General features: G+C 74.8%; 8 protein-coding genes. 4 read left to right on the top strand and 4 right to left on the bottom strand.

Annotated elements, in window-relative coordinates:
* Positions 1-133 precede the first annotated feature (133 nt).
* Entirely contained in the window at positions 134-814 is a 681-nt protein-coding gene (locus tag SM793_RS03050; RefSeq protein WP_320436396.1) for a TetR/AcrR family transcriptional regulator, read from the bottom strand.
* Positions 815-948: 134 nt separating this feature from the next.
* Here SM793_RS03050 and SM793_RS03045 point away from each other — a divergent pair, with 134 nt between their 5' ends.
* The 4 genes from SM793_RS03045 (at position 949) to SM793_RS03030 (ending at position 7460) form a co-directional block, all read left to right on the top strand.
* Positions 949-2670 carry a carboxyl transferase domain-containing protein gene (locus tag SM793_RS03045; RefSeq protein WP_320436395.1) on the top strand — a complete coding sequence of 574 codons (1722 nt, stop codon included), beginning with the start codon at positions 949-951 and terminating at the stop codon, positions 2668-2670.
* Between the two features lie 113 nt (positions 2671-2783).
* Positions 2784-5057 carry an acetyl/propionyl/methylcrotonyl-CoA carboxylase subunit alpha gene (locus SM793_RS03040; protein ID WP_320436394.1) on the top strand — a complete coding sequence of 758 codons (2274 nt, stop codon included), beginning with the start codon at positions 2784-2786 and terminating at the stop codon, positions 5055-5057.
* The gene (locus SM793_RS03035) at positions 5054-6073 is read left to right on the top strand and encodes a hydroxymethylglutaryl-CoA lyase (protein WP_413815860.1); all 1020 of its coding nucleotides are present in this window, start codon (positions 5054-5056) and stop codon (positions 6071-6073) included. Before SM793_RS03040 ends, SM793_RS03035 begins: the two co-directional genes overlap by 4 nt.
* Positions 6074-6272: 199 nt before the next feature.
* Complete coding sequence (locus SM793_RS03030; protein ID WP_320436393.1) at positions 6273-7460, top strand: acyl-CoA dehydrogenase family protein; 1188 nt, start codon at positions 6273-6275, stop codon at positions 7458-7460.
* Between the two features lie 81 nt (positions 7461-7541).
* Here SM793_RS03030 and SM793_RS03025 read toward each other — a convergent pair whose 3' ends face one another.
* The 3 genes from SM793_RS03025 to SM793_RS03015 form a co-directional block, all read right to left on the bottom strand.
* Positions 7542-8342 (bottom strand): hypothetical protein, encoded by an 801-nt coding sequence (locus tag SM793_RS03025; protein ID WP_320436392.1) that lies wholly within the window; start codon positions 8340-8342, stop codon positions 7542-7544.
* A gap of 22 nt (positions 8343-8364) precedes the next feature.
* A complete protein-coding gene (locus tag SM793_RS03020; protein ID WP_320436391.1) occupies positions 8365-10065 on the bottom strand; it encodes a hypothetical protein in 1701 nt (566 codons plus the stop codon).
* A gap of 275 nt (positions 10066-10340) precedes the next feature.
* Positions 10341-10820, bottom strand: coding sequence for a universal stress protein (locus SM793_RS03015; protein ID WP_413815862.1), 480 nt, complete (start codon positions 10818-10820; stop codon positions 10341-10343).
* Between the last annotated feature and the right edge of the window lie 476 nt (positions 10821-11296).

The following is an 11296-nucleotide window of genomic DNA, read 5'->3' as shown; positions in this document are numbered from 1 at the left end:
CCCGCCGCGGGGGGCCCCCCGCGGTTGGCCTTTGGGGGGGCCCCCGCCCCGGCGGCGGGCGGCCGGGGCCGCCCGACTCCCCCTGCCCCCGAATGGAGCAACGCTCTCCAAGGGAGCGGCGCGGGCCCGCCGGTCAGGCCCGCGCCGCGTCGGCGGCGCCGGGGATGCCGGCCTCGGCAGCGGCGACGGAGTCGGCAGCCGCCGAGAACGCGCCGTGGGCGAGGTCGTGCAGCAGTGCGGCCATCGCGTCGCGGGTGAGTCCGGGGCGCTCGTCCCCCTGGGCGGGGTTCGGGCCGTGGCTGTGCGGGGTCGAGTTGATCAGCCCGAAGACGGCGTGCACGGCCGCCCGGGCGACCGGCTCGGCGGTCGGGGCGGCGAGCGGCGGACGGGCCTGGCGGACCACTTCCACCCAGAGCTCCACATAGGCGCGCTGGAGGCGGCGGACGGTCCGACGGTCCTCGTCGCGGAGGTTGAGCAGCTCGCGGTCGTGCAGCGTGATGAGGTCGCGGTCGTCGAGCGCGAAGTCGACATGGCCGCCGATCAGCGCGTCCAGCGCGGCGGCCGGGCCCTCGCTGCCGCCCGCCCGTCGGCGCCCCTCCTCCAGCAGCCGCTCGCTGATGCCGACCAGCAGGTCGGCGAGCATCGCGTCCTTGCCGGCGAAGTGCCGGTAGAGGCCGGGGCCGCTGATACCGACGGCCTTGCCGATCTCGTCGACACCCACGCCGAGGAAGCCCCGGGCCGCGAACAGGCGGGCGGCCTCCCTGCGGATCTGGTCGCGGCGTGCGAGCCCGGAGGCGGATGGGACGTTCGACATGCCGACCATCGTAGACAGTCGGGTTATCGATGGTTAACCTGGGCCACGCAAGTTAACGTTCATTAACGTGTGGGGGTCGCGGGCTCACCGGCCCTGTCGGCCCACCTGCCGCCGAGGGCAAGGGAGCTCTTGGGATGGTCATCTCCACAGTCGGCGCACCCACCGGCATCAATGGCAGCGCGGCGGCCGGCACCCCGGCGGGCGGCGCGGCCCACGGCCGCGGCGCACCCGGCGCGGCCGCCGCGGCGCCCCGGCTCGACACGGCCGCCGACCCCGGGTCCGAGGCGTTCCTGGCGAACACCGCCGCCCACCGGGCCCTGGTCGCCGAACTCCGCGAGAAGCTCGGCACCGCCGCGCTCGGGGGCGGCGCCAAGGCCCGCGCCCGCCACACCGCGCGCGGCAAACTGCTCCCCCGTGACCGGGTGGACACCCTGCTCGACCCGGGCTCCCCTTTCCTCGAACTCGCCCCGCTGGCGGCCGACGGGATGTACGACGGCGCCGCCCCGGCCGCCGGGGTGATCGCCGGCATCGGACGGGTCGCCGGGCGCGAGGTGGTGGTGGTCGCCAACGACGCCACCGTCAAGGGCGGCACCTACTACCCGATGACGGTCAAGAAGCACCTGCGCGCCCAGGAGGTCGCGCTGGAGAACCGCCTCCCCTGTGTCTACCTGGTCGACTCCGGCGGCGCCTTCCTCCCGATGCAGGACGAGGTCTTCCCCGACCGCGACCACTTCGGCCGGATCTTCTACAACCAGGCGCGCCTCTCCGCCGCGGGCATCCCGCAGATCGCCGCCGTGCTGGGCTCCTGCACGGCCGGCGGCGCGTACGTCCCGGCGATGAGCGACCAGGCCGTCATCGTCCGCAACCAGGGCACCATCTTCCTCGGCGGGCCGCCGCTGGTGAAGGCGGCGACCGGCGAGGTGGTGACCGCCGAGGAACTGGGCGGCGGCGATCTGCACTCCCGGACCTCCGGTGTCACGGACCACCTGGCCGAGGACGACGCCCACGCCCTCTCCATCGTCCGCACCATCGTCGCCGGGCTCGGCCCGCGCACCGCCCGCCCGTGGCCGCTGGCCCCGGCCGAGCCGCCGGCCGTCGACCCGGCCGGCCTGTACGGGGCCGTCCCGGTCGACCCGCGCACGCCGTACGACGTGCGCGAGGTGATCGCCCGGCTGGTCGACGGCAGCCGGTTCGCCGAGTTCAAGGCCGAGTACGGCGCGACCCTGGTGACCGGCTTCGCCCGGATCCACGGCCACCCGGTCGGCATCGTCGCCAACAACGGCGTGCTGTTCGCCGAGGCCGCCCTCAAGGGCGCCCACTTCATCGAGCTGTGCGACCAGCGCGGCATCCCCCTCCTCTTCCTGCAGAACATCACCGGCTTCATGGTCGGCCGGCAGTACGAGGCGGGCGGCATCGCCAAGCACGGCGCCAAGATGGTCAACGCCGTCGCCTGCACCCGCGTCCCGAAGCTGACGGTGGTGATCGGCGGCTCCTACGGGGCCGGCAACTACTCGATGTGCGGCCGGGCCTACGCACCCCGCTTCCTGTGGATGTGGCCGAACGCCAAGATCTCGGTGATGGGCGGCGAACAGGCCGCGTCGGTGCTGGCCACCGTCCGCCGCGACCAGTTGGAGGCCCACGGCGAGGAGTGGGCCACCGAGGCGGAGGAGGAGTTCAAGCGCCCCGTCCGCGAGCAGTACGAGCGCCAGGGCAACGCCTACTACGCCACCGCCCGGCTCTGGGACGACGGCGTGATCGACCCGATGGACACCCGGACCGTCCTCGGCCTCGCCCTCACCGCCTGCGCCAACGCCCCGCTCCCGGCACCCGGCCCGTTCGGCGTCTTCCGGATGTAGCGCTCCTCCCGGGGCGGCGGCCCACCCGCTCCGCCGCCCTCCCGGTGCCCGGCACCCACCCGGTGTCCGCCACCTCCTTCGTACGGCCCCCTCGACCCGGAGGAACACCTCCCATGTTCGACACAGTTCTGGTCGCCAACCGCGGCGAGATCGCCGTCCGGGTGATCCGCACCCTGCGGCGGCTCGGCGTGCGCTCGGTCGCCGTGTTCAGCGACGCCGACGCCGACGCGCCGCACGTCCGCGAGGCCGACGTCGCGGTCCGGCTCGGCCCGGCCGACCGCAGCGACAGCTCCGCCGCCGAGACCTACCTGCGGACCGACCAGATCCTCGCCGCCGCCCGCCGGACCGGCGCCCAGGCCGTCCACCCCGGCTACGGCTTCCTCGCCGAGAACGCCTCCTTCGCCCGCGCCTGCGCCGACGCCGGCCTCGTCTTCATCGGTCCTCCTCCCGCCGCGGTCGAGCTGATGGGTGACAAGATCAACGCCAAGGAGGCCGTCCGGGCCGCCGGAGTGCCGGTGGTCCCGGGCAGCCAAGCCACCGCGCCCACCGACGAGGACCTCGTCGCGGCGGCCGCCGGGATCGGCTACCCCGTACTGCTCAAGCCCTCCGCCGGCGGCGGCGGCAAGGGCATGCGCCTGGTCCGCGACCCGGCCGAACTGCCGACCGAGATCGCCGCCGCCCGGCGCGTCGCCCGCACCGCCTTCGGCGACGACACCCTGCTGCTGGAGCGCTGGGTCGACCGTCCGCGCCACATCGAGGTGCAGGTGCTGGCCGACGCCCACGGCACCACCGTCCACCTCGGCGAGCGCGAGTGCAGCCTGCAGCGCCGCCACCAGAAGCTGATCGAAGAGGCTCCCTCCGTCCTGCTCAATGCCGAGACCCGCGCCGCCATGGGCGCCGCGGCCGTCCGGGCCGCCGAGTCCTGCGGCTACACCGGCGCCGGCACCGTGGAGTTCATCGTCCCCGGCATCGACCCGGACTCCCCCACGCCCACGGAGGGCGTGCGGGACTTCTTCTTCATGGAGATGAACACCCGTCTCCAGGTGGAACACCCCGTCACCGAACTCGCCGTCGCCGTCGCCGGCTCGGGGCGGCTCGACCTGGTCGAGTGGCAGCTGCGGGTCGCCGCCGGCGAACCCCTCACCTTCACCCAGTCCGACATCTCCTTCCAGGGCCACGCCATCGAGGCCCGGATCTGCGCCGAGGACCCGGAACGGGACTTCCTGCCCACCGGCGGACGCATCCTGCTCCTCGACGAACCCCGGGGCGAAGGCATCCGGGTGGACTCCGGGGTCGCCCCCGGGACCGTGATCACCAGCTCCTACGACCCCATGCTCGCCAAGGTCATCGCCTACGGACCCGACCGCCCGACCGCGCTGCGCCGCCTGCGCGCCGCCCTCGCGGACACCCGGATCCTCGGCGTCACCACCAACACCGGCTTCCTGCGGCGGCTCCTCGCACACCCCGAGGTCACCGCAGGACGACTCGACACCGGCCTGGTCGAGCAGACGGCGCAGCGGGAGCCCGGACTGCTCGCCTCGCCGTACTCCCCGGCCACCGCGGCCGTGACCCCGGCGACGGCTCCCGGGGCCTCGGACCCCCTGCCGCCGGAGGAACCGGCACCCGCCCATCTCCTCTACTACGCGGCCGCGCTCGCGCGGCACCTGGACCTCACCCCCGCCGCCGACGCCGACGGCTGGACCGACCCGTTCTCCCTTCCCTCCGGCTGGCGCCTCGGCGGCGACCCCGCCTGGACCACCCACCGGCTCCGCATCCCCGGCCAGGACCCGGTGTCGGTGAGCATCCGCCCGATCACTGCGAGCAACGTAGCGGAGGCCACTGACAATCCGTCCGGGGCCGCCGCCGAGGTCGAGATCCGGCTCGGCGCCGGACCGGTCCACCGCGCCCGGGCCGACCGCTCCGACGGCCGCCTCCGACTGACCGTCGACGGCCTGCGGACCGGCTTCGCCCTCGCCGAGGACCGGACCGCCGCGGCCTCCGGCCCGGTGACCTGGCTGGGCGTCGACGGCGACGCCTGGCCGGTGCACGGCCACGACCCGGTCGGCGAGGGCGCCGCCGACGGCGCCGCCCACCACGGCGCCCTGACCGCGCCGATGCCGGGCACCGTCACGGTCGTCAAGACCACCGCCGGGGAGCCGGTCCGCAAGGGCCAGCCCCTGCTCGTCCTGGAGGCCATGAAGATGGAGCACGTGATCTCGGCCCCGCACGACGGCACGGTGAGCGAGCTCCGGGTCACCGCCGGCGCCACCGTGGCGATGGAGGAACTGCTGGTCGTCGTGACCCCCGCCGAGTCCGGCTCCGAGTCCGGCTCCGAGTCCGAGTCCGGCCCGGCGGCCGCCGAGCCCGTCCCGGCGGTGCGGTCGTGACCGCCACCGCGCCGAGAGGCGCCGGCCCCGCGCGCGAACCCGACGCCCTCGACCTGGGGCTGCCCGCCCCGGTCCGCGCCCCCGGCCTGCCCGAGGAAGTGCGGATCCACGAGGTCGGACCGCGCGACGGGCTGCAGAACGAGAGCGCCCTCGTCCCGGTCGAGGTCAAGGCCGAGTTCATCGACCGGCTGGCCGCCGCGGGGCTGCGCACCGTCGAGGCGACCAGCTTCGTCCACCCGAAATGGGTGCCCCAGCTCGCCGACGCCGAGGAGCTGATGCCCCGGCTCGCCGGCCTCCGGGACCGCCGCCCCGCACTGCGGCTGCCGGTCCTGGTGCCCAACGAGCGCGGGCTCGACCGCGCGCTGGCCCACCACGCCACCGATGTCGCCGTGTTCGCCAGCGCCACCGAGACCTTCGCCCGCCGCAACCTCAACCGCTCGGCGGACGAGGCGATGGCGATGTTCCGCCCCGTGGTGGAACGGGCCTCGGCGGCCGGGGTCCCGGTCCGCGGCTACCTGTCGATGTGCTTCGGCGACCCCTGGGAAGGCCCGGTCCCGGTCGCCCAGGTGGTCCGGTCCGGCCTGCGGCTGCTGGAGCTGGGCTGCGCCGAGCTGAGCCTCGGCGACACCATCGGCGTGGCCACCCCGGGCCAGGTCACCGACCTGCTCGACGGGTTCGCGGCGGCGGGCGTGCCGGTCGACCGGCTGGCGGTGCACTTCCACGACACCTACGGCCAGGCGCTCAGCAACACGCTGACCGCGCTGCGCGCCGGGGTCACCACCGTGGACGCGTCCGCCGGCGGACTGGGCGGCTGCCCCTACGCCAAGAGCGCCACCGGCAACCTGGCCACCGAGGACCTGGTGTGGATGCTGCACGGCCTCGGCATCCGGACCGGCGTCGACCTGCGCGCCCTGGTCGCCACCAGCGGCTGGATGGCGCGCCGGCTCGGCCGCCCGAGCCCGTCCCGCACCGTCCAGGCCCTGCTCGACGCCACCGCGGCCGGAGCCTCGGACTGACCCCGCACCGACCGTCCCGACCGTCGGCCGGGCGGCTGCCCGCCCCGGCCGGCCCCCTCCGGACCCGGCCGTTCGACCGCCGGCCGGTCCACCCCGTTCGTCCGCTCCCCGCACCGCCCGCCGTCCGTCACACCCGCACGGACGGCGGTCGCCCCGACCACGCCCGCGCCCACCCCGGCGGGGCCCCAGGAGGATCACCATGCTCGATCACCGGTTGAACACCGAGTACGAGGAACTGCGGCGCACCGTGGCCGAATTCGCCCAGGACGTGGTCGCGCCGAAGATCGGCGAGTACTACGAGCAGGGCGAGTTCCCCTACGAGATCGTGCGGGAGATGGGGCGGATGGGCCTGTTCGGCCTGCCGTTCCCGGAGGAGTACGGCGGCATGGGCGGCGACTACTTCGCGCTGTGCCTGGTCCTGGAGGAGCTGGCCCGGGTCGACTCCTCGGTCGCGATCACCCTGGAGGCGGCGGTCTCGCTCGGCGCGATGCCGATCCACCGCTTCGGCACGGAGGAGCAGAAGCGCGAGTGGCTGCCCCGGCTGACCTCCGGCGAGCTGCTCGGCGCGTTCGGCCTGACCGAGCCCGAGGGCGGCTCCGACGCCGGGGCGACCCGCACCACCGCCCGCTACGACGAGGCCACCGACGAGTGGGTGATCAACGGCACCAAGTGCTTCATCACCAACTCCGGCACCGACATCACGGGTCTGGTCACCGTCACCGCGCTCACCGAACCGATCGCTCGTTCGAGTGAAGAGGGCGAATTCTCCTCGCCACGGCGCGAAATCTCCTCCATCATCGTGCCCACCGGGACCCCCGGGTTCCAGGTGTCGAAGAAGTACTCGAAGGTCGGATGGAACGCATCCGACACCCGCGAACTGTCCTTTACCGACTGCCGCGTTCCCGCGGCCAACCTGCTGGGCGAGCGAGGTCGCGGCTACGCCCAGTTCCTGCGGATCCTCGACGAGGGCCGCATCGCGATCGCCGCCCTGGCCACCGGCCTGGCCCAGGGCTGCGTCGACCAGTCCGTCCTCTACGCCGGTACCCGTCGCGCCTTCGGCCGCCCGATCGGCGCCAACCAGGCCATCCAGTTCAAGCTCGCCGACATGGAGATGCGCGCCCACACCTCCCGCCTCGCCTGGCGGGACGCCGCTTCCCGGCTGCTGCACTCGGAACCGTTCAAGAAGGAGGCCGCGATCGCCAAGCTGTACTCGTCGGAGGCCGCCGTCGACAACGCCCGCGAGGCGACCCAGATCCACGGCGGGTACGGCTTCATGAACGAATTCCCGGTCGCCCGCTTCTGGCGGGACTGCAAGATCCTGGAGATCGGCGAGGGCACCTCGGAGGTGCAGCGCATGCTCATCGCGCGGGAGCTCGGCGTCTCCTGAGGCTGCGGCAGGTCCGCGTGCCGCCCTCGCGTCGTCCGTCGGCGACGACGCGGAGGGCGGGCGGCACCGCCGGGAGGGCGCTCAGCGGGGCGCCCGGAAAGAGGAAGGAGTCACCACGGGCCCGCCCGAGTCGATCTGGTCGTACCGGGTCAGCGCGAGTTCGAACGCCGTCGGCGCGACCCTGACGGCACCGTCGAACGGGCCGCTGAGCTGGAACACCATACTGACCGCGAAGGCCACCGAGGCCCCTACGAACCCCATCAGCACCAGGTTGCGGCCGGTGGCGGTCAACCCGATCACCGGTGGCGTCGCCAGGACGAGCACCGACCCCACCACCAAACCTCCCAGCGCCAGGACCGGCACCTCCGCGCCGACGTCGGACAACCGGGCGTTCCGTCGCGCGTAGACATCCGTCAGGCTTCTCAACACATCGGCCTTGGCCGCGAGTTCGGACGGGTCCTGGCTCCGCACCGCGTCCACCGAGACCCTGATCCGGTCCGCCGCCGCCCATGCCTCGGCACTGCCGTGCCCCTGGCCCATCTGCGCCCACTCGTCCCCGATCACCTGCCCGGTGTACTGACGCACCCGCTGCTGCACGACCGGTCGGTCCGGCTCCGGCAGCAGCCGCGCCGCCCAGTACACCTCGGTGAGGGCACGAGACTCCTCGTAGGTGTGCTGGCGGGCCATGTTCAGCTGCTGCCACGCACCGGCGATGGCGAAGCCGGTGAAGAGGGCGAAGAAGCCGAGCACCGCCGCGCCCGCGAAGCTGATCGCGGACGGGTTGGTCGCCCCCTCGCGGGAACCGCGGGACCGGCCGACCAGCACACCGATGACCAGGGCGAGCGCCGCACCCGCCAGCGCCGCCACGACATTGACCCACACCTACCGCTCACTCCCCCGGAGTTCAGTCGCCACCGCCACCTCCGGGCCCGGACCCCTCACGCTGCCGCGCCGACATGGCGGCCGCCAGCACGACCAGAACGGGGAGCATGATCGCCAGCATCATCAGCATCACCTCATTGGTGTCCCAGTCCTCGTCCCGGTCGAACGGCGCGTCGTCCGGAATCTGAGCAACCGAGGCCGTGTTCCCCTTCGGGTTCGGCACGGCGGACTCCGCCGATCGGCCCGGGCCGGCGGAGGGGGCACCGGGGCCGGAGCCGGTACCGGGGCCGGAGCCGGGGCCTCCCGGCGCTCCGTCTCCCGTACCCCCAGCGGCGGCGCCCGCGCTTCCGGCAGCACCGGCAGCGCCGACGGCCGACGCTGCTTGGAAGGGGCTCGCGGGCAGGCCGAAGGTGCTGGTCCCCGGACGGTAGGGCACGGCGGATCCAGCGGCGGCTGCTGCGGCTGCGGCTGCACCCGGAGCGGCCGCAGCCGCAGCCGCAGCAGCCGGAGCAGCAGCCGCGCCGTTGGCGGCGGCATTCGGAACGGCGGCCGAACCGGCGGGCGCGGCGGCGGCATTGGGAGCCGCGGGGTTGGGCGGCAGGGCATTGGGCGGCAGGGCATTGGGCGGCAAGGCGCTGCCGGCGACGCCGGCGGCTCCCGGGACAGCGGCGGCCGGGGCGGCAGCACCTGCGGCCGGGGCCGGCGGGCGGCCGACGGTGGTCGGCCCGGCACCGGTGCCCGCTCCCGGGGCGGCGCCCGGTGGCGCCGGGGCGGGTCCGGCCCCCGGCTGGGCGGGGGCCGGACCCTGGCCCTCGTAGTCGCCCGCGGCCTCGGCGGCGACCGGCCGGGGCGGCAGCGGGCGGCCGTCCTGGCCGACCGCGCCGTCGGCCGCCAGGCCCTCGGCGCGCGCCACGCCGGTGTGGCGACCTGGCACGGCCGCGCCGGAGGCCGCGCAGTCCAGGGGCCGCCCGGGTTCCAGCAGCCCGGCGGCGGACTGTCCGGTGCAACTGACCGGTCCCACCCCGGGGAGGTGCTCCGCGACACTGACCGCGCTGATCGACGAGTCCCCGACCGCGTCCACCCGGTAGCGCAACCGGACGTCGCCGCCGGCCACCATGGGCAGCGCGCGCGGTCCGGACGTCCGGACCGCGGGGAGAAAGGCGTCATCGGCGGCTGTCCAGCCCGTGCTCCGGCCCGTGCTCCGGCCGGCGCTCCGGTCGGCGCTCCGGTCGGCACGGGCCAGCACGCCGGAGCCGGTCGGGAGACCGACCCGGGTCAGCACCAGGCCGGCGACCAGTCCGCGGTAGCCGGCCTGCGTGGCCGCCACGGCCGAGGGCATCCCCTTGGGGGCGGCGGCCTCCACCCGGACCTCGGTCCGCTGCGGGCCGCTGCGGGCCGGGAGGGTGGCCGAGCACTCGACCACGCCCAACGGCGGGAGCACCAGCGGCTGTTCGCCTCCGCAGACCACCGGCGCCCCGGAGACCTGGGCGTCCTTCAGGGTCGTGACGGTCAGCCGGTACTCGGCCTGGTTCGTCAACCGGTAGACGCGGAGCAGGGGTTCGTCGGCGCGGACCCGGACCTCGGTGCCGGTCGCACCGTTGGTGCGGACCTCGAGCCGCACCGCGCCGCGGGCCTCGCCGCCCGCGGGGTGCACCGTCGGGGTCCGTGGCACACCGGCCGCCGCGACCGGGGCCGGGATCAGCGCGAGGAAAGCGAGCGGCACGAGGAGGGAGACGGCACAGGGGAGCGGACGGTCGAGCTGACGGCGCGGGGGAGGACTCGGAGGCGAAGCTGGCCCAACGATCACCCGGTCATTCTTCGTCGCCGCCCCGCGGCGATCCGGGTAGCGCCGCGTTCCGTCCGCACGGACAACACGTTCGGCCTATATCCGGCCGGTTCGGCGGCCATCCACGACCGCACCCGGCGCTCCGACCGCACCCGACGCCACGGCCGCACCCGACGCTCCGACGCCACGGCCGGGAGCAGCGCTCCCGAAGATCAGGGGATCACGATCACCGGGCGGTTGGCGCGGCGGGCGAGACGGCCGGAGACCGAGCCGAAGATCTTGCCGAGCAGGCCGTGCGTGGTGCCGACCACGATCGCGTCGGCGGCGAACTCACGGCCGACCTCCTCGATCTCGTGGCAGATGTCGCCACCCCGTTCGACCAGGACCCAGGGCACTCCGGAGAGGAAGTCCGCGCAGGCGAGCTCCAGGCCGAGCACCTCCGTCCGGTGGTCGGGGAGGTCCACGAAGACCGGTGGCTCGCAGCCGGCCCACACGGTGGCGGGCAGCCGGTTGGCGACATGCACGATCACCAGCCCGCACTGGGAGCGGCGGGCCATGCCCACCGCGTAGGCGAGGGCGCGCTCGCTGGACAGCGAGCCGTCGAAGCCCACCACCACACCGTGCTGGAAGACGGGGTCGCAGGACTTGGCGGGTGCTTCCCGGACGGCCGCCTCTCCGGCCGTGCCGGGCAGGCCGGCGGTGTCCGGGCGGTCGGCGCCCGGTCCCGGCCGGCCGGTCACCGGGGGCTCCTGGGAGCCGGACCGCCGAGCGTCCCGCCGCTGGCGGGAACCGGAACCGGAGCGGCCGCGGCGCGCGAGGTTGCGAAGGGGGCGGGCGAAACCACCGCTCCGGGCGTCCGCGCCCGGTTCCCCCGGTCGGGAGTGCTCAGATCCAGCCATGGCACAAGGCTCTTCGAAGGAGATGGGCCTACAGGAGAGGACAACGCTGCCCGAGCGGCAGGCCCGCTCACGGGAAGACGTCGGTCTGCACCGAGCACCACCGTTTGTGACCTGTTCCTTTCAGAGTACGTCGGGCGGGGCATACCGCCCAGCCGCGCGGCCTCGGGGCGACGTGCTTCCCGCGAACGAGGGATGCGCGTGCCGACGGCCGTGCGCCCCTTGCCCGAGCGCGACGAAGCCCCTCCGGCAAAGAGGTTCCCTGGAGCTTG

The organism is Kitasatospora purpeofusca, assembly GCF_034043715.1.
GTDB classification, from domain to species: Bacteria; Actinomycetota; Actinomycetes; order Streptomycetales; family Streptomycetaceae; genus Kitasatospora; species Kitasatospora purpeofusca_A.
This window is presented reverse-complemented; position numbering and strand designations above follow the sequence as displayed.